Source organism: Streptacidiphilus sp. PB12-B1b, from assembly GCF_014084125.1.
In the GTDB taxonomy this organism is placed as follows: domain Bacteria; phylum Actinomycetota; class Actinomycetes; order Streptomycetales; family Streptomycetaceae; genus Streptacidiphilus.
This window is the reverse complement of the sequence record NZ_CP048405.1, coordinates 196,159-220,673: the sequence shown is the minus strand read 5'-3', so window position 1 is coordinate 220,673 and position 24,515 is coordinate 196,159. Positions and strand designations below refer to the sequence as shown.

Genomic DNA, 24,515 nt, shown 5'->3' with positions numbered 1-24,515 from the left:
TAGACTCGCCCACTGACATCAGCCGAACCACTCGCCGAGGGAACGGCCCCCAGGACCGGAACGATGCCGTCGGCAACGTGCTGACCGTCCTCGACCCCGCAGCCGGGGGAACGTTCGATCGCCTCCGGTGAAGCTCTGAGGCACGCCGCTCCGATCAAACGCATGGCCCCGACCGGCGCGCGGTCAGGGGCTGTCGCATCCCGGGATCGCTCACGCAGATCGTCTGACGCATGTTCAATCCTGTTTTCTGCCAAGCACATCAGCCGGGGCGGGGTACTCTCGTCTCCCCGAGCCGCAGGAAGTTTCGTCGGCTCGGTGCGCTGTGCGCCAGATGGCGTATACATGCCGCCGCAGCTGTACTTCCATAGGCAAGGGCCACACAGGCCAAGGAAGACACTCAGCCACCCACGGGGAGAGTTCGCATGGCAATCGACGCGCTGCACCGATGGATCATGGTGCTGGACGTCGAGGGTTTCAGTACCCGCCTGGACCCGCCGCAGGGGATGCTGCGGGAGGAGATGTACCGGGTACTCGACGAGTCCCAGGCCGAGGCCGGACTCGCCGCAGGCGACCTGGACGTGGAGGACCGCGGGGACGGCGCCCTGCTGGTCGCCCGCCCCGACCTCCCGCCGCGCTTACTCGCAGGGCGGTTCGTGCGCGCCCTGCACGACGTCCTGCTGGAACGCTCACAGGGCACCGACTCCGGGTACGGGCTCCGGCTCCGGCTGTCGATGCATCAAGGGCTGGCGTCTCCGGACCCACGGGGGTGGTCCGGAGACGCCGTCAACATGGCCTTCCGCCTGGTGGACTGTGAGCCGCTGCGGACGGCACTGCGATCGGCCGTCGGCTCTCCGCTGGTCTTCGCTGTGTCCGACACGGTCTTCCACGACGTCATCAGGCACGGCTACCGCTCGATCGATCCGGCGGGCTACCTTCCCGCCGACATCGAGATCAAGCACGGTGTCCGGACGCGTGCCTGGATCACCGTCCCCGGCCTCCCGGCGCCGCCCGGCCTGGGCCGGACCACTGCGCGGGCCGGCGCCGCCCAGGGCGAGAGCCCCGCTCCGGGACGCGACCGCGACCCCCGTGCGGTGTCCGAGCCGGCCTCGGCCTCAGCGCCGCGCACCCAGGGCTTCGCACGGTCCACCGTGTTCCACATCGGGACCGTGGAGGGCGACGCGGTCGGCGGCGACAAGTACGTCGGTCTGGAGCCGCCGCGCCGAGGTGACCGATGAGTCCCGCTCCGGACGCCATGACCTCCGGCGCAGCGCCGGTGGACGCTGGGGGCACAGGTCCCCACCCGGGCGGCGCAGGCGCTGGGGAGAAGCCCGAAGGATCCGGCCAGGGGGCGACGGCGTCCGGTCCGGCGCAGGAGAAGCCCGACGCGGCCGAGTCGGACACCGAGGCCTCGGACGCCACCGGCGGCTTCGGCCAGGGCGCCTTCCGGCACAACGCCCGGCAGGACGCCTACAGCAACGTCGGCGGCGACTTCGTCTCGGGCAACAAGTACGTCTTCTTCTCGGGCAACACCCGACGGCGGCTCGGCCGGCTCTCGCCCCTGCTGCTGGACCGGGCGCAGCACGCCTTCGTCGAGCCGAACGGCTGGCCCGAGGTGCTCGCCGCCTTCGGCAAGCGCCGCGTCGTCATCGTGCGCGCACCCGACGGCTGGGGAAAGACCACCGCGGCCATCCGGCTGCTCCTCGGCCACACCCACGACCGGATCTTCAGTCTGGGCCACGACACCGCTCCGGCCGAACTGCCGCAGTTGGTGGATGCCAACGCGGACCAGCTGTCCGGCACCGGGCTCCTGCTCGACCGGCCCGCCCGCACCACCGGTCTCACCGCTGCCGCCCTCCACGCCATGGAGGACAGTCTGGAGCGGATCGATGCCCGCGTGGTCATCACCCAGGTGGCGGACTCCGGGATGAACGACGCGGAGCTGCTCGATTACGTCGCCACTCTCGACGGCCGTCCGGGCCCGTCCCGTCTGGTCGAGCGGTTTCTCCAGTGGCAGCTCGGTACGGGACAGGCCGCCCGACTGCTCGCCGACACGAAGGTGCAGCAACTGCTGGAGGACCACCTCGGCGAGGAGACCCCCGCCAAGCTCGCCGCCGACCTGGCGTCGGCGCTGGTGGACGAGGTGGAGGCGGCCGACACCGAGCTGCTCGACCTCGGCCGGGTCCGGCATCGGCTGGCGAGCCGCAGCGCGGAGGACTTCGAGATCTGGATCGAGGGACTGCGCGATCCCCGCCTGCACAGCCACGCCATCGCCCTGGCCGTGCTCAACGGCCTTCCGCACGAACAGATCGCGGCCGCCACCCGGCAGCTGCAACGGGCGCTGCTGCGCCGGGACGACCCCTTGGCCCAGGCCCCGCAGGAGGAGGACAGCCCCACCCGCGGGGTGCCCGATCCGTACGGGCTGCCGTTGCGGCGCCGGCTCGCCCTGCTGCGCGCCCGGACGAGCACCGCGCCGGTGCGCACGGCGGTCGGCCAGGTGCCCGCCACCTCGGTCGGCTACCAGGACCCGACCTATCCAGCCCAGATCATCCTGCACACCTGGTGCGAGTACCAGGTCCAGGACGTGCTGCTCGGCTGGCTGGGGCGGCTGGCCGAAGACCCCTCGGAACAGGTGCGGATCTACGCGGGTGTCGCCCTCGGCCTGCTGGCCTGCCGGTCGTTCGAGTATCTGACCGACCACTCGCTCCGGCCCTGGGCCTACGGCGGGGACCGCAACCGGCAGAACACGGTCGCCTACGCCCTGTCCGTGTGCGTCCACGACGAGCAACTGCGTCCGGTGGTCGAGGACCTCGCGCGGTCCTGGCACCGGGACGACGACCCCAACGCGCAGGCCACGGCTGCACGGGTGTACGGCGTCGCCCTCGGCGGGGCCGCCCCGATGGCCGCGATCGATGCGCTCGTCCGGCTGGCCCCCGTCGACAGCATCCGGGTTGCCGTGGCCATCGGCGACAGCCTGACCGACGTGCTCACCGAGCACACGGTCCTGGTGACGGTGACGCTGATGCGACTCCACCAGTCGTTGGCCGACTGGCAGTCCCGCCCGAGCGCCCTGCTCGCCTTCCTCATCGTGGCCGCGCAGCTGGTCGACACGGCGGACGGCGAGGAGGCGGCCACGGGCGCGACGACCGAGGTCCAGTGGCCGGGCCTGCTGCGCCACGCCGACCTGCGTCCGGAGTCCCGCGCGCTGCTCGTGGAACTCTGGCGTACCGCCCTCAACGAACCGATCCACCACCGTGAGGCGACCCAGGTGCTGCGCACCTGGGCTGCTCGGGCCGGCGCCGATCGACCGCTGTGCGAGGCGTTCCTGCGCCTCGTCGCGGCCGTCGCCCACGACAACGCCCGCACCACGGCGATCATCCAACGCTGCGCCGCCGAGTGGGCGCAGGAGGCCGGATCGCCTGTGGCTGCCTGCGCCGTAGAAGTCACCGCTCGGCTCTCCGGGAGCCGGGCCGCCCAGAAGGTTCTGTGATGCCACCCCAACTCCCTCTGATTCTCAGCCGACAGCCCGTCCGCAGGATCGGGCCGGTCGCGGCGATCGACCCCAACCGCGCGGTGGTGTACGCCAGTTCCGTCGGGCAGCTGTACTGGCTCCGGGACCGTCTGCCGTCTCTGTCCGACCAGTTCCTGGGCCGCTTCAGCACCCGCTACGAGGTCGACATGAGCGACCACCACCGCAGGGCGCGGCTGGAGAGCTCGCCCATGCCCTGCAGCGACCAGGTCCACTTCTTCCAGGCCGCCCTGGACATCAGCTTCCGGGTCACCGACCCGACCGAGATCGTGCGGCGCAACGTCCAGGACGCCCTCACCGTGGTCTACGGGCAGGTCGCCCAGGTGCTTCGCGGCATCTCCCGCCGGTTCGCCATCGAGGACGCGGCCAGAGCCGAGGCGGCGATGAACCAGCGCTTCGACCAGCACCTGGTACTCGACGAGGGGATCACCGTCCACCGGTGTCTGGTCGAACTCAACCCGGACCAGGCGGCACAGCGCCACCTGACCGGCCTGACGCAGGCCAAGCGCGATCTGAAGCGGGGCTACGCCGAACACGACCTGGCCAAGGCCAGGGTGGAGAGTGAGAACCAGCTCGAGGCCGCACGGCTGCGCGGACAGCTGGAGCGGGAACGGGCCGTCGAGGAAGCCCGGCTGGCACAGCAGCAGGAACGGATGCGGGAGCTGGCCGGCAGCAGCATGGACCTCCAGGCCCTGCTCCGCGCGCACCTGGCCCAGCATCCCGAGGACACCGCCGGGGCGATCGCACAGGTCCTGCACCAGATGCAGCTCCAGGCGGACCTCGTCGCGCAGAACTCCGTGCGCAGCGATGCCCTGTTCCATGCGGTCCTCAAGGAGGGTCTGCTCCAGCCGGTCGATGTGGAGCAACTGCGCAACGAAGTACTGGGCGGTCTGCCACGTGGCGCGGCTCCGACGCCGGCGGCCTCGGAGCTGCCGCCCGTCTACTGGGGCAAGGCGACCACCGGCAACCCCGCCGGCTCCGGTCCCGGGCCGGGTACCAGGGCGGGCGCCCCTGGGGACGCTCCCGCGCACGACGCCTCCCCGGGCGTCGGCGTGCTGCCCGTCTACGTCGTCCTCGACGAGTCGCCGGCGGCGGCCGCCTGCGCCCAGACGCTCGGCAACGGTCTCCGCTCCCTGCACACGACGCTGCTGACGGTCCCCGGCATCGCAGAACGCATCCGCCTGTCCGTCCTGACCGTGGCCGAGGACACCCGGGTCGCGCTGCCGATGACCCGCGTCGACTGGGGCACGGTCATGCCGGTTCCGGACGTGCGCACCGGCGCCCGCTACGGGACGGCGTTCGAGCAGCTCGCCAAGGTCGTCCCGGGCGACGTCGACCAGCTCAAGGGGGATCATCCGACCGTTCACCGGCCGATCGTCTTCCTTCTCGTCGCGGGCGTCGCGGAGGACGGTTCGGCGTGGCGGAACCAGCTCACCGCGCTGACCGGCCCGGGCGCGCCCTACCAGCCGGCGATCGTCGCCGTGGGGATCGGCCAGGCGGGCGCGGAGACCACAGCCGCCATGGCGAGCCGGAGCGAGCTGGCCTTCGTCGCCCGGCCGCACCTCGATCCGACGGCCGCTGCGGAGGAGTTCGCGCTGCTGCTGAACGACACCGTACGGGAGCTGGGCACCGGCCTGCTCCGCGGGCGGCTCGAACTGGCCCCGGTCTGCCCGCCCGGGTTGCGCCAACTCGGCTGAACCCGAACGACGTTCCGTCCGCGGGCACGGTCAGCCCGCACACCACCGATGCACATCAGCACGCCCTGAAAGGCAGGTCCGCCTCCATGGCTGACAACAGAGGCAATCTCGTCCCCATGTACGTGCTCGCCGACGAGTCGGGCTCGATGGAGAGGCACATCGCGGAGCTCAACGCCGGGCTCTCCTCCCTGCACACCGCGCTGCTCGGCGAGCCCATGGCGGCAGCCAAGGTCCGCTTCTCGGTGATCGGCTTCTCCCACCGGGCCACCGTCCGACTGCGCGCCGCCGACCTCCGCCGGGAGAACGAGCTCCCGCTCCTGGAGAGCGACCGCGGGGGCACCAGCTACCGAGCGGCCTTCCAGGAGCTGCTCACCTGCATCCCCCGGGACATCACCGAGTTCAAGCAGCAGGGTTACACGGTGCACCGGCCGGCGGTCTTCATGTTGACCGACGGTCAGCCGAACGGCCGCGAGGACTGGGCCACCACGCACCACCAGCTGACCGACCGCGGGATCACCCGCGCGGCCCCGAACATCGTCGCCTGCGGCATCGGCGACGACGTGGAGGCGGCAACCATCGTGCAGGTGGCCACCAACCCGGAGTACGCCTTCGTCTCGATCCCCGGCGCCGACGTCGGCGCCGCGATCGCCACCTTCTGCACCGCGCTGACCACCAGCGTCATCGAGTCCGGCCTGTCCCTGGGCAGCGACTCCCCCGAACTGGTCGTGGAGAAGCCGGCAGGCTTCCGCATGGCCATCGACGTGGTCTGAGCGGGGCGCCGCATGAGCTTCCGAGCATTCCGGCCGGACGAGCCTGCCGTACCCGGCTCGCGCGAACTGCCCCCGGGCCGGAGCCGATTGCCCGACAGGCGGGGTGTCGACGACTGGATGGACGACTGGGGAAACGTGCTGAACCCGCCGCCGCCCGTCGTCCCACCGCCGTCGGCAGCCGCCGGCGGTGGGCCGGAGGGCTTCCCGCGACGGGCCGAGATCGGCGTCCCCAGCACCGTGTTCGAGGCGCGACCCCCGGGCGCGGCCTCGCTGTCGTACCGGCCCGACACCATCGTCGACGGCTGGTCGACGCATGCGTTCACCGTCCGCATGGCGTCCGTCCGCGGGGACCGCCACCGCTACGGCGACCGACCGCGCGAGGACGACGTGGCGCTCGCGGTGGACCCCCGCACCGGAGCCCTGGTCTTCGCCGTGGCCGACGGCGTCTCCAAGGCGCGACAGCCGCATCTGGGCGCCACCCTGGCCTGCCGCACCGCCGTGGACACCGTCGTCGCCCAGCTGGACGGCGGCCGCGCGCACGCCGACATCGACCTGCCGCAGGTGCTCAGCGCCGGCGCCTACGCCCTTCGTGACCACGCCTCCCGGGTGCTGGAGCGCACCGCGGCCGGTTCGGTCGGCATCGACGAGACAGCGCACCTGCTCGCAACGACGCTCGTCGCCGGGCTGGTCACGCCGACACCGGACGGGCTCCAGGTCTCGCTGGTCCGCATCGGGGACTCCAACGCCTGGGTGCTCAGGGGCGAGGTCTACGAGCCGATCTGGGAGCAGCCACCGCCAGGGGACCAGGAGGTCGCCTCGTCCGCCGTCCACCCGCTGCCCTATGTGAGCAGCGGGATCCGTCCGCGCGGCTTCGTCCTCCCGGACCGCGGCGTCCTGCTGGTCGGCACGGACGGGTTCGGTGGACCGCTCGGTGACGGCACCGGCCAGGTCGGCAGGCTCTTTGCCGAGCGGTTGGCAGCGCCACCGCCGCCGTTGGAGTTCGCGCACCTGCTGGACTTCTCCCGGGAGACCTTCGACGACGACCGCACGCTGCTCGCCGTCTGGCAGCGCCGGCAGCACTCCGGAGGCGGCACGTGACGGCGGCTGTCCGGGAGAAGGAGCTGGACCTCGGCGGGGTGCCGCTCGGCAAGGGCGGTCAGGGCGAGGTCTTCCGCGTGGCGAACCGGCGGATCAACCAGCAGTGGGAGGTCGCCTACAAGCGCTACAAGCCCGAGACCCGGGCCAGGCTGAACGTCAGTGTGCTGCGGAAGATGGCGGACCTTCCGGCCGAGCTGGACGAGGCGGACGCGCGCTGGCTCTGCGAGAACACCTGCTGGCCTGCGGCGGTCGTCGAGGACGACTCCGGCAGCACCTGCGGCTTCCTGATGCGCTTGGTGCCGCGGGACTTCTTCGTGAGCGCCGCCGGCGTGGAGCGTGCGGCAGGGCTGGAGTTCCTGCTGAACCCCGACGAGTACCTCCAGCGCGCGCAGCTCCCGCTGCCGAGCACGGAGCAGCGGCTGCGCCTGCTGGCCGAGGTGGCCGAGGCCATGGACCGGCTGCACCGGCTCGGCATCGTCGTGGGCGACTTCTCGCCGAAGAACGTCCTCTACCGAATGCGTCCCACCCCCGGGAGCTTCTTCATCGACTGCGATGCCATGCGGCTGGCGGGCTGCGACGCGCTCCCCCAGGTGGAGACGCCCGGATGGTCCTCGGCGGCGGGAGAGCCGATCGCTACCCAGGCGACCGACGCAGCGAAGTTCGGCAGGCTCGCCACCCGGCTGCTGGCCAAGGAGCAGGACGGCTTCCACGCCGATGTGCTCCGCCGACTCCTGCCCGAACTGGGCCAGTTGGCGGATCTCAGCGCGCACGCCGACCCCTCCCGCAGGCCCGGACCCAGTGCCTGGACCGGTCCGCTTCGTGAGGCGGCGCGCGCGGCGGGCACCGTGCCACCGCCCCCGCCGCGGCCCGCACCGGCGCCGCAAACCGGCACCGAACAGCCGGCGCCTTCGTCCGCACCACAGGGCGCGTCAGCGCCGAGGCCATCGGGCCCGAACGGCACGCGGAAGGCAGGCCCGGCCCAGCCCCCGGCCGGGAAGAAGCCTCCACCGACGGTGCCGACCGTCAGGCCGCGAACGCTGCTGCGGGCGCTGGGCGCGCTGGTCCTCCTGATCAGCATCTGGTTCGCCGCCACCCACAGCGGAGCCGCCCGCACGGACGCAAGCGGGAGCTCGGCGGTCGGCACCACGACCCAGCAGGACCAGGAGCAGGGCAACGGCACCGGGACCGGCTCGCCGAGCCCGGACGGTGCCCAGCAGCAGGCAGCTGCGATCGATCAGCTCCTGTCGCAGAACGACGGGACACGCTCCCAGGTGACCGACGCGGTGAACGATGTCGACAACTGCACGAGCGGCGGGGATCTGAGCAACGACGTGTCAGCGCTGCAACAGGCGGCGCAGACCCGGCAAGACCTGCTCAGCCAGCTGGGAGCGCTGGACGTGTCTGCCCTGCCCGGCGGCGACCAGGTTGTCAGCGACCTCAAGCAGGCATGGACCGAGTCGATCCAGGCCGACCAGGCGTTCGCAAGTTGGGCCCAGGACGTCCAGAACGGCAGCTGCGGCAGCAGCGGGGCCGATCACACCTCGAACTGGGACGCCGCCGACGACGACAGCCGGCAGGCGACCGCCGACAAGCAGGCGTTCGTCACAGTCTGGACGCCCATCGCGCAGCAGTACGGTCTGACCGTCAGGACGGCTGACCAGTTGTGAAGGCCAGCGACCGCAACACGTCCACGCGCAGCACCCGCACCTCCAGACGGCCGGTGACCACCCAGCCGTTCTGGCGCCACTGCTCGAAGACCCGGCTCACGGTGCGGCGTGAACTGACGACGAGGCCTGCCAGATCGTCCTGGGACAGCGGCAGGTGGACGCGTGCCTGCCCGTCGTCGCTTTCGGACCCGTAGCGGGCTGCGAGTTCCAGCAGGAGCGCGGCAAGCCGGGTCTGTACCGGCTCCGCCGTTGCCGCGCGCATCCGGTCCGCCTCGCGCAGCCGCTCGGACAGGACCCGCTGCAGCGCCGCGCCGATGCCGGCCTCGGCCAGCTGGAGCCGGCTGAACTCGGCCAGGGGAAGCGTCCAACAGGTGACGTCGGTGAGTGCCTGCAGCGTGGCGCTGCGGGTCGTCCCGCCGATGCCGGCCTGCTCGCCGAGCAGGTCGCCCGGGCCGCGCAGCGCCAGCACCGCGCTGTGCCCGGTACTGGAGTCGAGCATCACCTTGACGCAGCCGGACCGCACCACGACGAGGTGGTCCGAGTGTTCACCGGCACGCAGCAGGGTCTCCCCCGGCTGGTGACGGACCGGACGCGCGGCGCGGACCAGGGCGTCCCTGGCGTCCGGACCGAGCCACGACCAGAAGGTCGCGCCACTGCCTTCCTGTACCGGCGGGGCGGTTCTCGGGTCCGTCATCCCAGCACCCCTGCCAGCGTGATCAGGGCGACGCCGAGACACGCCAGGGCCAGGGAGTGCCGCACGCCCCGGTCCTTGATCCACGCGATCCGGCTCAGCGCGACCAGTTGCCGACTCAGCGCGGGCAGCGCGTCGCTGTTGCCGAGGCGCACGGTCACCTCCTCCGGCGTCCAATGGCGCAGATCACCGTAGTAGATCCAGCCCCTCGGCGCGGTACGGTCGCGCCCGTCCCCGCCTCGCGGGACCACCACCAGTACCGCGGCCAGCGCGCCCAGCCCGAGAGCCGCCACCCCGCACCAGAACAGCGCCTGGGCCGGCCACCCCACGAGATGCCCGAGACGGTGACCGCTCCCCGACAGGGCCGCCACACCGCCCAACGCACCCGACTCCAGCGCCAACGCGAAGGACGCCTTGGCGTCGATCTTGCTCGTGAGATCGTTCAGGTAGTCGTGGATGTGCCAGGCAGTCTCGATCGCGCGCTCGTCCGACACCGAACCCCCCCTAGTGCGAAACCGTCAACTCCGGCTTGCGGCAAGTCAGTTCTCTTCCGCAGGATATCCGCGAACCGGACCGGCAACAGCGTGTCGCGCGGACACCCGAGCGGGCGCCGCCACGCGGGCAGCGCGACCCCCCGTCCCGAACGGAACACGGGGTCTGGACGCCGGGAGCGTGCGTTGAGCGGGACGCGGTGCGGCCTCCGGCCGGTGGGGCGGAGGCCGCTGGGGGCGGGGCGGGGTGGCGTGGTCAGGGGTGTTCGCCTCGGGCGCGCTGGGCGGCCCGGCGGGCGAGGTCGGCCGACACCTCGGGGTACAGGTGGGCGACCTGCGGGGGCACCCATGACCGGTCGTGCAGGCGGGGGTGGCCGGGGTGGGAGGCGAACGCGGTCATGGCGAACAGCAGGGGCGCCCAGATCGTACGCAGCCGCAGGCCGAGCCGGTTGCCGCTCTGGCCGGTGCGGAAGTGGACCTCGTACACGTCGGGGGCCGGAAGTTCGCACATCTCCGAGTTGGTCCAGTGGATCGTCGCCCAGGTCTCGGGGTGCAGGTAGTGCACGCCGTGGGTGGTGACGGTGAGCGTCCCGGACGACTCGACGATCCACTGGCCCTGCGCCTTGGACTGGGCGCGGGACTTGTTGATCGCGTTGATGCCCTCGTTGACGGCGTGGGCAGCGAGCAGGAACGGCACGGAGCCCCGGGCGGACAGGTTGTGGCGCTGGTACTGGGGTGCCGACGTGGGCTTCCAGGTGTGCCGCTGGGCGGGCGCGGTGAGCAGTGCCTGTTCACCCTGGCTCAGCTTGGCCGCCGTCGGCACGAACGGGCGGGCGGCGAGCTCCTGCGGAGTCTTGGTCGCCAGCAGGCCGCACAGGAAACCCCAGTCCTGAGGGGTCATCACGGGGAACGGCGGCGGGGCCGGATGGGCGGGTTGGTGGCTGCCACCGATGGGGCGCCGGGCACTGCCGGGGAGGCCAGGAGGGTCGTAGGGGTGCACGGGTGTTCTCTCGTCGGGGCCCGGCCGCAGCAGCAGCCGGGCACAGGCGGGCGGATCGAGCTCAGTCCTTGTTGTCGCTGATCATGCCGTCGAAGCGCGCGCCCAGGAAGCCGGGACGGATCGTTGGACGATGGTTGGTGGTACGCGGTGCCCTCGGCCCGACGGCCTGGACGGCTTCCGGTGCTGGGCCGCCCGGGCGTCGCATTCGCCGGGTCGCTGAGGCGGGCCCCTCGGGGCGGGAGCATCGTGCCTACGGCGTTCGGGTTCGGGAGTCACGCCGGACGGCTTCGCGTCCGTCGCGCGTCGTCTGTCGTTCGTCTTCCGCCGTCCACCGTCCGCCGTCCGTCGTGCGTGTCGGGGACGGCGACCGGGGGACGGCCAGCAGGATCGTCCCGGCCGGGCGGGATGCCGATGAGGGGGTTGCCGTTCCTCGCTGTCGGCGCGGCGGCGGACGGCGGGTGGCGGTCACGCGGTCGCGGAGGCTCTGCGGGAGTGGGCGGTGCCCATGGGCTCCGCGTGCCGGATGATGGGGGTCAGCGGACGTGAGGGGCAGCGCAGTGAGCGACAGCACATCCATCGGGTCGGAGTCAGGCGTTCGATCGGACCTTGAGGGGGCGGAGACCGTCGTGGCCGTCGCCCGGCCCGGGGCCGGGACGGCTGCCGGACCGCGCGCCGAGAACCCGGGTGGGGGCGCGCGGCCCCGGCGATCGATGCGTCGACGGCTGGCCGTAATGGTCCTCGTCCTGCTGATCCTGTGCCTGCCGCCCTGGTGGACGCTGTTCGGCTCCGGCGCCGACTGGCCGTTCCCGGTCTTCCTGGCCGGTACCGTCGTCTTCGCCGCGTGGCTGGTCGGCTTCCCCTTCCTGATGGTCGCGGGGCACGGGGCGCGGCGGTCCGACCGGGCCGCTCGGGTCGCGGACACCAGCCTCGGGGTGGTCTGGGTGCTGTTCACCTGGTCGCTGCTGGGCGGCCTGGCGCACCTCGTGCTGATCGGGCTCGGCGTCGGCGGCACCGACCGGGCCAGGATCGTCGCCGTGGCCGTCGCCGCGGTCTCGGCCGGGCTGCTGGCCTGGGGGCACTACGAGGCCATGCGCGTGCCCCGGGTGAAGCGCCTGGACGTGCACATCCCGCGTCTCGGCGGCGGCCTGGACGGCACCCGCGTCGTCGTGCTGGCGGACACCCACTACGGGCCGATCGACCGGGCGGCCTGGTCGGCGCGGGTTTCCGTGGCAGTCAACGCGCTCGACGCGGACGTCGTGGTCCACGCCGGCGACATCGCCGACGGCACGCCCGTCCAGCGCCGGGAGCAGTCCGCGCCGCTCGGGACGATCCGGGCACAGCTGGCCAAGGTCTACGTCACGGGGAACCACGAGTACTCCAGCGAGGCCCAGGGCTGGCTGGACCGCATGGCGGAGCTGGGCTGGGAACCGCTGCACAACCGCCATGTCGTGGTGGAGCGCGGCGGGGACGCGCTCGTCCTCGCGGGCGTGGACGACGTGACCGCGGAGTCCTCCGGCCTGGCCGGACACTGCGCGAACCTGCTCGGCGCGCTGGAGGGGACGGACCCGGACCGGCCGGTCCTGCTCGTCGCCCACCAGCCCAAGTACGTCCCGCAGGCTGCTGCGGCCGGCATCGACCTGCAGATCTCCGGGCACACCCACGGCGGCCAGATCTGGCCGTTCAACTTCCTCGTCCGGATCGACCAGCCGGTGGTGCACGGCCTGAGCCGCCACGGGGAGCGGACCCAGCTCTACACCAGCCGCGGCACCGGCTTCTGGGGGCCGCCCTTCCGGGTGTTCGCGCCGAGCGAGATCACGATGCTCACGCTGCGGTCGGGCGGCACGCCGGCAACCGCCTAGCGCGGTGGACGCGCCCGGCAGCAGGCGGGCGCGTCCGGTCGGCGCGGGTGGGGGCAGGACGCCGAAGGCCGCACGCTACCGGCCCGGACGCCGCAGGTCAGGGCCCACTCAGCCGGGACGCTCCCGAGCCGCGACGCTCCCGGGCCGGGACCGGCGCGGGGGTTGCGGTCGGGTGCGACCCCCGCGCCGGGGCGGTCCGGCGTCGGTGCGCCTGAGAAGCGGATGACTCCGCTCAGGCTTCGATGTTCTCCAGGTCGTCGAGCAGCGAGGGGCGCGTCGGCTTCCAGTCGAGGGCGGCCCGGGTGTGGGCGCTGGAAGCGGGCTGGTCGGCCGCGAAGATCGGGCCCAGGGCGCCGAAGCTCTCCTGCGCGACCGACTGGACGGGAAGGCCGAGCCGGCGCCCGATGACCGCGGCGATGTCGCGCACCGGGTCTCCTTCGTCGGCGACGGCGTGCCACGCGCTCCCGGCCGGGGCCTTCTCCAGGGCGAGCCGGAACAACACTGCGGCGTCGAGCGCGTGGACGGCCGGCCAGCGCTGCGCGCCGTCCCCCGGGTAGCCGGCGACGCCGGTGCGGCGGGCGATCTCGGTGAGCAGCCCGGCGAACCCGCCCTGGCCCTGGTTGTGGACGGTGCGCGGCAACCGAATCGCCGAACTGCGCACGCCGCGCGAGGCGAGTGCGAGCGCGCGGCCCACGGACTGGCTGCGTCCGCCGACGGGTCCACCGGTCGGCAGCGGGTCGTCCTCGGTCGACGCGCGTCCCGCCACGGCGGGCGTGCCCGAGGCGGTGACGAGCGGCCGGTCCGTGCCGACGAGGGCCTCGCCGAGCGCCGCCAGCGCGGCGCCCTCCTCGGCGATGCCTCGCGCGAGTGCCTCGGGCGAGCTGAAATCGTTGCTGAAGGCGAGGTGGATGACCCCGTCGGCCTGCTCCGCGCCGGTTCGCAGCGCCGCGAGGTCGGTGAGCCCGCCCCGGAGTACGTCGGCGCCGGCGGCTTCGGCGCGCGCCGCGGAGGCGTCGGATCGGGCGAGGGCGGTGACCGTGTGGCCCGCGGTGAGCAGTTCGGCGACGACGGCCGTGCCGATGAGGCCCGTTCCACCGGTGATGAAAACGCGCATGGCGAGCTCCAAAGCGTGATGCGACTGATGTCCCATCACCGTACACCGTGATGCGACACATGTCGCATCGACTAGGCTGGTCGCATGCCCAGATGGAAACCGGATGCGCGCCAGCGCCTTGTCGTGGCGGCGCTCAGCCTGTTCGCCGAGCAGGGCTACGACGACACGACAGTCGCCCAGATCTCCGAGCGCGCGGAACTCACGCGCAGCACGTTCTTCCGCCACTTCGCGGACAAGCGGGAGATCCTCACAGCCGGGCAGGAGGCCCTGAGCCGCCTGCTGGCCGAGGGCATCGACAGCGCCCCGGAGGACGCGACGCCATTGACGGCCGTCGCCGCCGGGCTGGAGCGCGCCTCGGGCGAGATGACCTCGTTCAACCGCGAGCTCGGCCCGCTGCTGCACGCGGCCGTCGAGGCCAACGAGGAGTTGCAGACCCGCCAGGCCTTGAAGAGCGTCGGCATGGCCACGGCGATGGTCGACGCCCTCAAGCGACGGGGTGTCGCCGAACCCACGGCGCAGGTGGCCGCGGAACTCGGCGTGCTCGCCTTCAAACTCGGATACGCCCGGTGGACCGACCCCGCCCGCGACCAGGACCCCGGCCGGCTGGCGACCCTCACCCGAGCCGCCTTCGACGAACTCCGCGCAGCCGCCGCCGAGCTTCACTAGCGGCACCCCGGCCGGCGTGGGGCGAGCCCCTCGGTCACCTGCCCACCGTGCAGGCATCCGGCTCGGACGGTGCCGAGACTGGCGAGTCGTGTCCTTCCGACGGCCGCCCCTTCGACCGACGTGGCTGCTTGGGCATCATGGCGTCATGACACCGACTGCCTCCTCCGCCGCTGTTGCCTCACGGATGTCCCGGCAGGTGTCGCGGGACACGGCCATGGAGCTGGCCGTGCGGCGACAGCTGTACGGGCAGGGACTGCGCTACCGGATCCACGTGCCGGTGCCGGGAATGGCACGGCGTACCGCTGACATCGCCTTCAAGGGGCCGCGGGTGGCCGTGTTCCTCGACGGCTGCTTCTGGCACGGCTGCCCGCAGCATGCCACCAGCCCGAAGGCCAACGCTGCCTGGTGGCGCACCAAACTCGATCGGAACATGGCGCGGGACCTGGAGACCACGGAGCATCTGACCGCACTGGGCTGGACGGTCCTGCGGTTCTGGGAGCACGAGGACGCGCAGGCGGTGGCGGAGCGCATCGCCTCCGAGGTCCGGGCACGCCGGGACGCTCCGCCGAAGGGGTGAGCCGGAACGGCTCTTCCGCCACGTTGCCGGCGGCCAGTGCCCCCTGCGCGAGCAACGGACGTGTGGTGACGACCAGGGGCTGTACGACACGGTTCCAGGCGCCGTGGCCGAGCCGGTCGGCCCGGCCGGGGGCGGTCGCGGTGGTCAACAGGTCGATGACGATGCCGTCGATGATCAGCTAGGTCGGCAGCGGATCCAGTCCCTGGTCGGGGGTGAAGATCCGGGAGTCGACGGCGGGTTGCCGCGGACCATGGTGATGCCGGAGCGGCGCACCTGGCGGGGGATCTCGTCCAGCCCGGCGAGCGGGTCCTCGGGGTGAGCATGGCGCCGGGGACGTTGTAGGCGTAGGTGTGGTCGACCGGGGTGAAGGAGACCGAACAACCAGGGCTGCCGTACGGGCACGCCGACGTCGAGGGACCGTTCTTTCCTGAACCCACCTACTCCGGGCCGCCGAGAGCCTCGGCCTGACAGTTCCTTGACAGGTACGTAGCGCGGCAGGCATACCGCGAGCGCACGCATTTTCTAACGCGCCGGTAATCCGTTCACCCGTTCGCCCTGCGGGCTCGGCCGGCTCTGGACAGGGGGCGCGGGGTGGGCCACGCTTCACGTCCATGGCCACGCCCCCGCCGGAGCTGCGGATACCCGACGAGCGGTTGCACGCGTTGATCCTGGCGACGGCGCAGGACATCGGCGCGCTGCTGGCGGACGCCGATCCGGGGGTGCGCGTCCCCAGCTCCGTGTGGACGCTGGGGGAGGCGGCGGCGCACCTGGCGCTGGCCAACGAGCTGATGGCGGACCTGGCGGCGGGGGCCGAGCGCCCGTACGGGGACGGTACGCCGGGGGGCTTGGCGGCGGCCAACGCGGAGTCGCTGGCGCGGTTCCCGGAGCGGACGCCCGGGGTGCTGGGCGCGGCCGTGGTCGAGCACGCCCGCGCGTTCGTGTCCGCGTCAGTGGCGGCAGCCGGCGACGCGGGCGACGCGGGCGACGCGGGCAGGGTGTTGGGGACGCCGATGGGGGAGATGGACCTGGCGACCCTGGGCTCGTACCTGCTCACGCACATGCTGGGGCATGGGTGGGATCTGGCCCGGGCGCTGCGCAGGCCGCATATGATCAGCCGTCAGCGGGCGGAGCTGTGCCTGCCGTTCCTGGTCGCGGCGATGCCCCGGGTGGTGGATCCGGTGGCGGTGGGCGGTCTGAACGCGCGCTACACCATCGGGGTACGCGGCGGTCAGCGCTTCAGCGCGGTCTTCGAATCGGGGGCGCTGACCGTGACGCCGGGGACGGCGCATCGTCCGGACTGCACCATCATCACCGAGCCGGTCACCTTCCTGCTGATCGCGCTGGGCCGGTGCTCGCCGTGGGGCGCGATCGGCCGAGGCCGGATCAGCGCCTGGGGCCGCCGCCCGCTACTCGCACCGGCCTTCCCCACCTACTTCCGCGCCCCCTGACCACCGGCGGGGCACCGGGGCCCGCGCGGACGCGTGGACGGGGGCGTCGCGCGGGCCGCGCCCGCGGGGGTGGGTGCCGGGGGCGCGGGGGTGGGGGGCATGCGGGGGACGGCGGGGTTGGTGGGGGGTCAGGCGGCGGGGTTGGGGTGGAGGGTCAGGCTCGGTCGGGGGCTCCGGCCAGGAGTTCGGCGGCGGCGACGCCGGAGGCGGTGGTGGCGCCGTGGGTGGCGATCTGGACCACCTCGGAGCCGGGTGTGCCGGGCAGGCCCATCTCCACCACGACCGCGTCGGGGCGGGCCCGCAGCAGTTGGGCGAGGGCGGCGGCCATCCAACCGTGCCGGGCGGCGTCGCGGACCACCACGACCAGCGGGCGTCCGGTGGAGGGGCCCAGCGCCAGCTCCTCCAGCACCGGCGCCTCCGCGCCGCCCGCCGCCGCCAGGTCGTCCTCGTGGACCCGGACGAAGGTGGTTCCGGGGAGCCGCTCGCGCAGCGGGGTGGCCACGCCCCAGGGTGTCTCCTTGCCGATGGCCAGGTTCATCGTCGGCACCAGCTCGACCACGTGCGGTGCGGCCTTCAGCGGGAGCGCCCCCTGGGCGGCGTCGGTCATCCGGATGGCGCGGCGGGCGGCCACGAAGCCTATGTCGCCGCTGATCCGGTCGGTGGGTGTGGAGCGGGAGCGGCCCATGGACCAGTCGGCGAACTCCTGGACCCGCCGGGCGGCGTCGCGCAGCCGCTCCTCGCTGAGTTCGCCGGTGCCCAGGGCGTCCAGCAGGGCGCCGGTGAGCAGGTTTACGGTGCCCTCGGTGGCGCTCTCGCCGCCGACGCAGATGGCGTCCGCGCCGCCGACGACGGCCCGGACGGTGGCGCCGTCGATGCCGTAGAGGTTGGTGACCGCGCCCATCTCGATGCCGTCGGTGACCACCAGGCCGTCGAAACCCAGCTCGGTGCGGAGCAGGTCGACCAGGATGCGACGGCTCATGGTGGCCGGGTTGTCCTGGTCGTAGGCGGGGACGAGCAGGTGCCCGCTCATCACGGCGCGGACGCCGGCGGCGAGCGCCGCGCGGAACGGCGGCAGCGACTCGGCCTCGATCTGCTCGATGCCGGCGTGGTAGCTGGGCAGCCCGAGGTGGGAGTCGACGGCGGTGTCGCCGTGGCCGGGGAAGTGCTTGGCGCAGGCCGCCACTCCGGCCGACTGCAGGCCGCGGATCCAGGCCGCGGAGTGCCGGGAGACCAGGTCGGTGCTGGCGCCGAAGGAGCGGACGCCGATCACCGGGTTGCGCGGGTTGGAGTTGACGTCGGCGCTGGGCGCGTAGTTGAGGGTGATCCCGGCGGCGTGCAGCTCGCGTCCGAGGTCGCGGGCGACGGACTCGGTCAGCTCGACGTCGTCCACGGTGCCGAGCGCGTAGTTGCCCGGGCGGGTGGAGCCGGTCCACGACTCGATCCGGGTGACGTCCCCGGCCTCCTCGTCGATGGCGATGATCAGGGCGGGGTTCTCGGCGCGGAGCGAAGCGGTCAGCCGGGCGACCTGCTCGGGCGTGGCGATGTTGCGGGCGAACAGGACGACGGACGACAGGCCCTCGCCGATCCGTCGCAGTACCCAGTCCGGGGCCTCGGTGCCGACGAAGCCGGGCTGCACCAGCGAGAGAGCGAGCCGTCGCAGCTCCTTACTGGGCGTACTGGACAACATCAATCGGGCCTTCCGATAGTGCCGGAGCGCGAACCGCCGCCTGGGCCGATGGTCCAGACCAATCGGATATTGGCCTAGGCCAATTTGCACTGTCAAGGGGCACCGTTGAAATAGCCCGGAGGGCCCCGGCGGCCCAGCCGAATCACTGGGGCGCCGGGGCGGCGGGGACAGGCGGCCCGGCCTCGGAGAAGCCGGCTCAGGACAGCGGGCCCGGGGGCGGCCCGATCAGCGGACAGTCCGTCAGGAGAACACCACCGAGCGCAGCTTGAGCCGTTCCGAGGCGTGCCCGCCGTACGGCCGCAGGCTGAACCACTCGCCGGTGCAGTCGGCGCCGGAGAAAACCGTGGCGGTGGCGTCGGTGTCGTTGCGCGGGCTGTCGGCGGGCAGCTCGTCCTCGTCCGCCACCTCCGGGAGGGTGATGCACTCGCGGCTCGGCGGGTCCACGATCCGGCCGAGCCGCAGCTCGCCCGCGTGGCCGTGGAAGGTGTAGCGGAACTCGCCGCCGGCCGCGTCGGCCGAGGTGGGCAGGGTCATCACGAGGACAGCGGCGCCGACGGCGGCAGCCAGGGTGTTGCGCAGACGCATGGAGCGTTCCTTCTGCTGGGGAGGGTGGTCGGGACGGGGACAGACTCCCGACGGCCACAGCGGTTCCCCACGATTCGGACGGGGATGCGCGGGCCCACCCGTACGTGGCTGCGGAAACGATCCTCCCTCGGCCGTTCGGCGGCCCCGAGCGGCCCCCGAGCGGCCCCGAGCGGCCCCGAGCGGCACGGAGCGGCCCCCGACGATCCCCGAGCGGCCCCCGGACACGGGTGTGCCCCGGGACGCGGCGGCATCCCGGGGCACGGCTTCGGACCGGCGCGGCGGCCGGTGGGCGGGTCAGCGCGAGGCGGCCGCCAGCGCGTCCACGAAGAGCGTCCCGTCGACGGTGCCCCAGCCGCTGGCCAGGTCGTAGCCCTTGCCGGCGGCGTTGCCCTTGACGCCCTGGTAGGCGTTGTTGCCCGCGGTGACGTCGACGATGCCGTCGGCGGCCGAGCCGTGGCCGCCCATCGCGTACAGCGCGGGGTTGATCAGGCCGAGCCGGTGGCCGGCCTTCTGGTCGGCCAGCGCGACGATGCCGGAGAAGATCGGCGTGGCCTCGCTGGTGCCGCCGACGATCCCCCAGCCCTCGCCGGGCGCGAACGAGGAGTACACCCAGGCACCGCCGTCGACCGAGGCCGACATGCTGATGTCGGGGGTGCCGCGGTGGGTTCCGACGACCTTGGCGACGCCGTTCTGGTAGGCCGGGCGGGAGAAGACGTACGACCAGCCGCCGCCGCCCGCGCCGTTGCCGTCGTTCCAGACCACGTCGGGGGCGGTGCGCCGGCCGGCGTTGTCCAGCGTCAGCTGGGTGCCGCCGACGGAGGTGACCAGCGGGTCGGAGGACGGCCAGGAGTTGGCCGGGTAGCGGTACAGGCCGCCGTTGGCGGTCTCGCTGGCGGCGCCCGCGTCCCCGGCCGCGCCGAGCACCGTGACGCCCTTGCGCTGGGCGTCGGTGAAGGCGTAGCGCAGCGCGGTCAGCGAGCGCGTGCCGTCCTTGCCGAAGCCGGGGAAGGTGTTCTCGGTCGCGCCGAAGCTCTGCGAGATGACGTCGCCGACGCCGTGGTTGATCAGGTACGTCTCGGCGTCCATCATCTGCGGCAGGCCGCTGGTGCCCTCGTTCTCGTTGACCCCGGTCTCCACCAGGACGATCTTGGCGCCGGGCGCCATGGCGTGCGCGTACTCGACGTCCAGGGTGGTCTCGCCGGCCCAGCCGGTCTGGTTGTCGTCCTTGGGGTTCCAGGCCGGGACCTTGCCCCACTTGTCCACCTGCACGGTGGTGCCGGGCAGGCCGAAGGCCTTGTCGAAGACGTTCAGGTCGCGCTGGATGGTCGGGGAGCCGTAGGAGTCCACGACGACGATGGTCCGGCCCCGGCCGGTGATACCTGCCCGGTACAGCGGGGCGAGGTCGTATGCGGCGCGGTACTGCAGCGGGGAGTAGCAGCGCACCTTCATCTGCGTCAGGCAGGCGGAGGTGGAGATCGGCTCGCGCAGCCCGGATATCAGCGTCTGCCCGACGGAGGCCGGCACGACCTGGGGCGCCCCTGCCCCGGCGGCCTGCGCCCGGACGGCCTGCGCCCCGGCGGCGGGTGCGGCGCCCGGCGCGACCGCGCCGGAGAAGGCCAGCAGCGCCGAGGCTCCGGCCGTGAGCACGGCGGCGGCCCGGGTGGCACGGACGCGGACGGTGGGGCGCGGGACCATGGATCTCCTCGGACGGTGGGCCGGCTTCGGCGAACCCGCGGCCGGTACGTTGATGTGATCGTCACCCAATCCCGGGGCGGACGACACCCCTGAACGGGGGGCCTCGACCCCCGTCCGGCGACTTGCGCGGCCCCCTGCCCCCGCCATGACGGGGGCACGGCCCGCTCCGCACCGGGGCGCTCACCCGGATGGCCCAGTACCCCGGCAGCCGCGCCGCCCGGGCCCGAGCCGCCCGCGGTGGCTAACCTGAAAGTGGACCCCGCCGCGCACCTCGATCCACTTCGGTCGGTACCGGGGATGGGCTGGGGAACGGCGGAGCGCTAGGGTCTGGAACGCAGGATCGGATGGAATGAGGGGCTGCCACCGATGGCACCGGACGAGGAAGTGGTGGGCCGTACCGGAGTGCTGCTCGTCGGCACCCGCGGGACCGTCGGCCCCGGTGAGGCACTGGTGCACGTCAGAGGCGGCACCGAGACCTTTCTCGCCTGGTCGCCCGAACCCCTCCCCAAGGGGGCACCCGTACTCGTGATCGAATCCCGGGGCAGTCGCCAGGTCGACGTCATCGAGTGGGCCGATCCGTTGGATGCGTTGACCGGCGACGCCGGCGACGCCGACTGAGGAGACATAAGGATGTTCGGTTACCGGGTTCCCGCTCCCGACGAGGCAATGCTGATCTCAGGAGGTCGGCGCGGGATGGGGACCGCGCCGTTCCGCGTGGTGACCGGTCACGGGGCGTTCGTGCTTCCGATCTTCCGGAAGACCCGCTTCCTCACCCTGGCCATGTGCGAGGCCGAGGTGGACGAGACCTGCGTGACCAAGCAGGGCATCGCCCTGACGGTCCGGGCCGTGATCGCCTTCAAGGTCGGCAACGACAAGGAGAGCATCATCAACGCCGGCCAGCGCTTCCTCTCCGACCAGGACCAGATGGCCGTCCTGACCGGGCGGATCTTCGCCGGCCACCTGCGCTCCATCATCGGCTCGATGACGGTCGAGGAGATCGTCACCGAGCGGCAGAAGCTGGCCACCGAGGTCCTGGAGACCTCCAAGACCGAGATGGGCACCATCGGCCTGAGCGTCGACTCGCTGCAGATCCAGTCCATCGACGACGGCCAGACCGGCTACATCGCGGCCATGGCGGCCCCGCACAAGGCCGCCATCCAGCGGCAGGCGCAGATCGCCCAGGCCATGGCCACCCAGCAGTCGGCCGAGGCGCAGCAGGCAGCGGCGCGGAACCAGGCCGAGTACCAGCGGCAGACCGCGGTCGTCCAGGCGCAGTACTCGGCCGAGGTGGAGCGGGCGCAGGCGGAGGCCGCGCAGGCCGGGCCGCTGGCGCAGGCCCAGGCGCAGCAGGAGGTGCTGCTGGCGCAGACCGAGCTGGCCCAGCGCGCGGCCGAGCTGCGGCAGCAGCAGCTGGTGGCCGAGATCGTGAAGCCCGCCGAGGCCGAGGCCGAGCGGATCCGGGTGCTGGCCACGGCCGAGGCCAACCGGATGAAGATCCAGGCCGAGGCTGCCGCCTCGTACGACCGGGTGGCGCTGGACCGGATGCTGATCGACCAGCTGCCGCTGATCGTCAAGGAGGCCGCCAACGGCCTGGCCGGGGCCAACGTCAACGTCCTGAACGGCGCGGACGGGCTGAGCGAGATCGCCGCGGGCCTGGTCAGCCAGGGTCTGACCATCCTGGACTCGGTCCGGGCCAACCTCGGCACCCCGCAGAGCACCGGCGACGACAAGCACCAGCAGCGCGGCGGCGGCGCCCCGAACCGGCGCGAGGGCGGCCCGATCGAGATCGAATAGTCCGGTACGCCGGATATCAGGTATCGGATACCGGATATCGGCGACCGCTGTTTCCCCGGCCCCGATCCGCACCGCGCGGACCGGGGCCGGGGAATTTTTCGGTACTTTCCCACCGGTGACGGCCGCAATCCGGGAACGCTGTTGCCATGCCGTGACAACGGCCTGACAGCGCCGGGATTTCGCGCTGCCACTCTTCTCCCAGCACCGGAATTCGGAAGCAGACCGCTTCCGCCGCCGACGGGGAGCCCAGGATGTCCAGTCGCCAGCGCCGCAGAACCGCCTCCGCCATCGCCCTGAGCGCCGCCGTCACCACCGGCGCGGCCCTGCTGCTCACCGGTTGCGGTCCGACCTCCCCGGCCACCGCCGCAGGCTCCCCCTCGGCGGCCGGCACCCGCTCGCCGAGCCCCGTCGGCACCGCCACCGCTCCCGCGCAGGCGCCCACGGCGCACACCCCCTCGGCCACGGCCTCCGCACCGGCCGGTACCGCACCGGCAGCGCCGCTGAACGGCACCGGGGGCAGCGGGCTGACCATCAGCGACGGCACCGACTACGTGGTCATGAACGGCACCCGGGTGGACTTCGGCACGGTCGTGCGGGATCTGTCCTGGTCGCCGAACGGCTCCAGGGCGGCGTTCATCGACGGCTCGGGCGATCTGGTGGTGGCCGATCCGGACGGCAGCGGGCGGGTGGTCGTGGCGCGCAACACCGGCGGCCAGGTCTGGTCGCACCCGGTCTGGCAGGTGACCGCCTACGACAGCCAGTACAAGTTCCCGGCCCGGGACAACCTCTTCTTCGCGGTCTCCACCGGAGGCGTCTCCCGGCTGGAGTCCATCGCGGCGACCGCCGTCGACGGCACCCCGGCGCCGCTGCCGCTGGGCCAGCTGGCGGGCCTGCCGGACCTGCCGCAGACCGGCAACCTGTGGCCGGGCACCGGCGGGCCGCAGGGCGCCGCCGTCTACGCCAACTCCGGCAACGGCGAGGTGTACATCCGCGACGACTACCTGCGGCAGCAGGGCATGGCCCGGACCTCGGGCTCCGAGCCGGCGCTGGCGCCCGACGGCGAGATCGTCTTCGTCCGCTCGGTCGGCGGCCACGACCACCTCTTCGAGCTGGACCAGGACAGCTCGGACGGCGCGGCCAGGGACCTGACGCCGAACGCCGCCACCGACTACACCGAGCCCGCCGTGTCGGCCGACGGCTCCACCGTCGCCGCCCGGACCCCGAGCGGCATCGTCACGCTGCCGGTCAACGGCTCGGCCGCGCCGGTGCTGGTCTCCGGCTACGTCGGGCTGCCCGCCTACCGGGCCTGACCCGGACGTCCGTCCCGCTCACCGCCACCCGAAGCGGTCCGGGCCTCCAGCTCGGCCCGCAGCTCGTCGATGTGCGCGTCGGACTCCTGGTGCGGCAGGAACTCGACCACGTCCAGGAAGCGGAACAGCACCTGCGCGGGGGTGACCGCGTACTCGTAGTCGGCGAAGCCCACCACCGCGCCCGAGGAGCCGCGCACCGCGCCGCGCTGGACGTGCGCGGTCAGCTCGTCGGGCTGCTCGGCCGAGCTGCCCCGGCGGGCGTTGGGGCGCGCCAGGTAGGGGCAGACCATGGACGCGTACAGCATGCAGGCGCGGTGTCCGGGGCCCTCCAGCGTCGGCGTCAGGTTGCGGTAGGGCAGCCCGGCCGCCAGCGCCTGCGCGATGGCCGCGCTCTCGGCCGCGCCGACCACCCGCCACACCGGCCCGCGCGGCATCGGGCCGCCGCAGACGGAGCACAGCCGCTTGAGCGCGCAGTCGGCGCTGCGGCCGTGGTCGGTGAGGGCGAACTGCGGCTCGTCGCCCTCCCACGGGGTGATCGCCGGCACCGGGTAGCCGCGCGGGTCGCGCGGCCGGGCCTGGACGGTCGGGGGCATGGGGACGGATTGGAAGCGCACGGCCCATGCTTACCAGGCGCGTGGCCGGTGTGCAGCACCGCCCGGGCGGGAGCCGGGCCAATCCGCTTCCTTCACCGTTCCTCCACGGCTGCTCCACTCCGTCTTTTTTTCTTACCCGGACGCCAGAAACACCGACAAATCGGGCAGTACGGCCAACTCTGCGATGCAGCCAGGTAAACAATCGCCCCATCAGTCTATTCAGGATGTCCTGTATCACTAGGATCAC

Annotated in this window: 21 protein-coding genes; 13 read left to right on the top strand and 8 right to left on the bottom strand. The window is 72.8% G+C overall.

What is annotated here, in order from left to right:
• Positions 1-422 precede the first annotated feature (422 nt).
• The 6 genes from GXW83_RS00995 (at position 423) to GXW83_RS00970 (ending at position 8,758) form a co-directional block, all read left to right on the top strand.
• Positions 423-1,235 (top strand): hypothetical protein, encoded by an 813-nt coding sequence (locus GXW83_RS00995; protein ID WP_182440985.1) that lies wholly within the window; start codon positions 423-425, stop codon positions 1,233-1,235.
• Positions 1,232-3,487, top strand: coding sequence for a hypothetical protein (locus GXW83_RS00990; RefSeq protein WP_182440984.1), 2,256 nt, complete (start codon positions 1,232-1,234; stop codon positions 3,485-3,487). The genes GXW83_RS00995 and GXW83_RS00990 overlap by 4 nt, the downstream gene beginning before the upstream one ends.
• Positions 3,487-5,223 carry a hypothetical protein gene (locus GXW83_RS00985; protein WP_182440983.1) on the top strand — a complete coding sequence of 579 codons (1,737 nt, stop codon included), beginning with the start codon at positions 3,487-3,489 and terminating at the stop codon, positions 5,221-5,223. The genes GXW83_RS00990 and GXW83_RS00985 overlap by 1 nt, the downstream gene beginning before the upstream one ends.
• Before the next feature lie 86 nt (positions 5,224-5,309).
• A complete protein-coding gene (locus tag GXW83_RS00980; RefSeq protein ID WP_182440982.1) occupies positions 5,310-5,993 on the top strand; it encodes a hypothetical protein in 684 nt (227 codons plus the stop codon).
• Between the two features lie 117 nt (positions 5,994-6,110).
• The gene (locus GXW83_RS00975) at positions 6,111-7,091 is read left to right on the top strand and encodes a protein phosphatase 2C domain-containing protein (protein WP_182440981.1); all 981 of its coding nucleotides are present in this window, start codon (positions 6,111-6,113) and stop codon (positions 7,089-7,091) included.
• Positions 7,088-8,758: a hypothetical protein gene (locus tag GXW83_RS00970; protein WP_182440980.1), complete on the top strand. Its 1,671-nt coding sequence runs from the start codon at positions 7,088-7,090 to the stop codon at positions 8,756-8,758. Before GXW83_RS00975 ends, GXW83_RS00970 begins: the two co-directional genes overlap by 4 nt.
• Here the strand turns inward: GXW83_RS00970 and GXW83_RS00965 are convergent.
• The 3 genes from GXW83_RS00965 to GXW83_RS00955 all read right to left on the bottom strand — a co-directional run bounded on the left by GXW83_RS00965 (position 8,736) and on the right by GXW83_RS00955 (position 10,841).
• Positions 8,736-9,452 carry a Crp/Fnr family transcriptional regulator gene (locus GXW83_RS00965; RefSeq protein ID WP_182440979.1) on the bottom strand — a complete coding sequence of 239 codons (717 nt, stop codon included), beginning with the start codon at positions 9,450-9,452 and terminating at the stop codon, positions 8,736-8,738. The two genes, GXW83_RS00970 and GXW83_RS00965, sit on opposite strands and share 23 nt — an antisense overlap.
• Positions 9,449-9,943 carry a Pycsar system effector family protein gene (locus tag GXW83_RS00960; protein ID WP_182440978.1) on the bottom strand — a complete coding sequence of 165 codons (495 nt, stop codon included), beginning with the start codon at positions 9,941-9,943 and terminating at the stop codon, positions 9,449-9,451. Before GXW83_RS00960 ends, GXW83_RS00965 begins: the two co-directional genes overlap by 4 nt.
• Positions 9,944-10,196: 253 nt before the next feature.
• Positions 10,197-10,841 carry a hypothetical protein gene (locus GXW83_RS00955; protein WP_182440977.1) on the bottom strand — a complete coding sequence of 215 codons (645 nt, stop codon included), beginning with the start codon at positions 10,839-10,841 and terminating at the stop codon, positions 10,197-10,199.
• Positions 10,842-11,671: 830 nt separating this feature from the next.
• On the opposite strand from GXW83_RS00955, the gene GXW83_RS00950 reads away from it, so the two are divergent.
• Positions 11,672-12,799: a metallophosphoesterase gene (locus GXW83_RS00950; protein ID WP_370466527.1), complete on the top strand. Its 1,128-nt coding sequence runs from the start codon at positions 11,672-11,674 to the stop codon at positions 12,797-12,799.
• A 232-nt stretch (positions 12,800-13,031) separates the two neighbouring features.
• Here GXW83_RS00950 and GXW83_RS00945 read toward each other — a convergent pair whose 3' ends face one another.
• Positions 13,032-13,913 carry an SDR family oxidoreductase gene (locus tag GXW83_RS00945; protein WP_182440976.1) on the bottom strand — a complete coding sequence of 294 codons (882 nt, stop codon included), beginning with the start codon at positions 13,911-13,913 and terminating at the stop codon, positions 13,032-13,034.
• Between the two features lie 84 nt (positions 13,914-13,997).
• Between GXW83_RS00945 and GXW83_RS00940 the strand changes: the two genes are divergently transcribed.
• The 3 genes from GXW83_RS00940 to GXW83_RS00930 all read left to right on the top strand — a co-directional run bounded on the left by GXW83_RS00940 (position 13,998) and on the right by GXW83_RS00930 (position 16,604).
• Entirely contained in the window at positions 13,998-14,579 is a 582-nt protein-coding gene (locus GXW83_RS00940; RefSeq protein ID WP_182440975.1) for a TetR/AcrR family transcriptional regulator, read from the top strand.
• A gap of 145 nt (positions 14,580-14,724) precedes the next feature.
• Positions 14,725-15,156 carry a very short patch repair endonuclease gene (locus GXW83_RS00935; RefSeq protein ID WP_182440974.1) on the top strand — a complete coding sequence of 144 codons (432 nt, stop codon included), beginning with the start codon at positions 14,725-14,727 and terminating at the stop codon, positions 15,154-15,156.
• 611 nt (positions 15,157-15,767) lie between these two features.
• A complete protein-coding gene (locus GXW83_RS00930) occupies positions 15,768-16,604 on the top strand; it encodes a maleylpyruvate isomerase family mycothiol-dependent enzyme (RefSeq protein WP_182440973.1) in 837 nt (278 codons plus the stop codon).
• A gap of 154 nt (positions 16,605-16,758) precedes the next feature.
• On the opposite strand, the gene GXW83_RS00925 is transcribed toward GXW83_RS00930, so the two are convergent.
• From GXW83_RS00925 to GXW83_RS00915, 3 genes are all read right to left on the bottom strand, one after another.
• Positions 16,759-18,291 (bottom strand): glycoside hydrolase family 3 protein, encoded by a 1,533-nt coding sequence (locus GXW83_RS00925; RefSeq protein ID WP_182440972.1) that lies wholly within the window; start codon positions 18,289-18,291, stop codon positions 16,759-16,761.
• Positions 18,292-18,531: 240 nt separating this feature from the next.
• The gene (locus GXW83_RS00920; protein WP_182440971.1) at positions 18,532-18,876 is read right to left on the bottom strand and encodes a hypothetical protein; all 345 of its coding nucleotides are present in this window, start codon (positions 18,874-18,876) and stop codon (positions 18,532-18,534) included.
• A gap of 294 nt (positions 18,877-19,170) precedes the next feature.
• On the bottom strand, positions 19,171-20,571 hold the full coding sequence (locus tag GXW83_RS00915; RefSeq protein ID WP_182440970.1) for a S8 family serine peptidase: 1,401 nt from the start codon (positions 20,569-20,571) through the stop codon (positions 19,171-19,173).
• Between the two features lie 366 nt (positions 20,572-20,937).
• Between GXW83_RS00915 and GXW83_RS00910 the strand changes: the two genes are divergently transcribed.
• The 3 genes from GXW83_RS00910 (at position 20,938) to GXW83_RS00900 (ending at position 23,675) form a co-directional block, all read left to right on the top strand.
• Positions 20,938-21,189, top strand: a complete 252-nt coding sequence (locus GXW83_RS00910; RefSeq protein WP_182440969.1) for a hypothetical protein — start codon at positions 20,938-20,940, stop codon at positions 21,187-21,189.
• 12 nt (positions 21,190-21,201) lie between these two features.
• Positions 21,202-22,365 carry a flotillin family protein gene (locus tag GXW83_RS00905; RefSeq protein ID WP_182440968.1) on the top strand — a complete coding sequence of 388 codons (1,164 nt, stop codon included), beginning with the start codon at positions 21,202-21,204 and terminating at the stop codon, positions 22,363-22,365.
• A gap of 251 nt (positions 22,366-22,616) precedes the next feature.
• Positions 22,617-23,675, top strand: a complete 1,059-nt coding sequence (locus GXW83_RS00900; RefSeq protein ID WP_182440967.1) for a hypothetical protein — start codon at positions 22,617-22,619, stop codon at positions 23,673-23,675.
• On the opposite strand, the gene GXW83_RS00895 is transcribed toward GXW83_RS00900, so the two are convergent.
• Complete coding sequence (locus GXW83_RS00895) at positions 23,663-24,268, bottom strand: hypothetical protein (RefSeq protein ID WP_182440966.1); 606 nt, start codon at positions 24,266-24,268, stop codon at positions 23,663-23,665. The two genes, GXW83_RS00900 and GXW83_RS00895, sit on opposite strands and share 13 nt — an antisense overlap.
• Between the last annotated feature and the right edge of the window lie 247 nt (positions 24,269-24,515).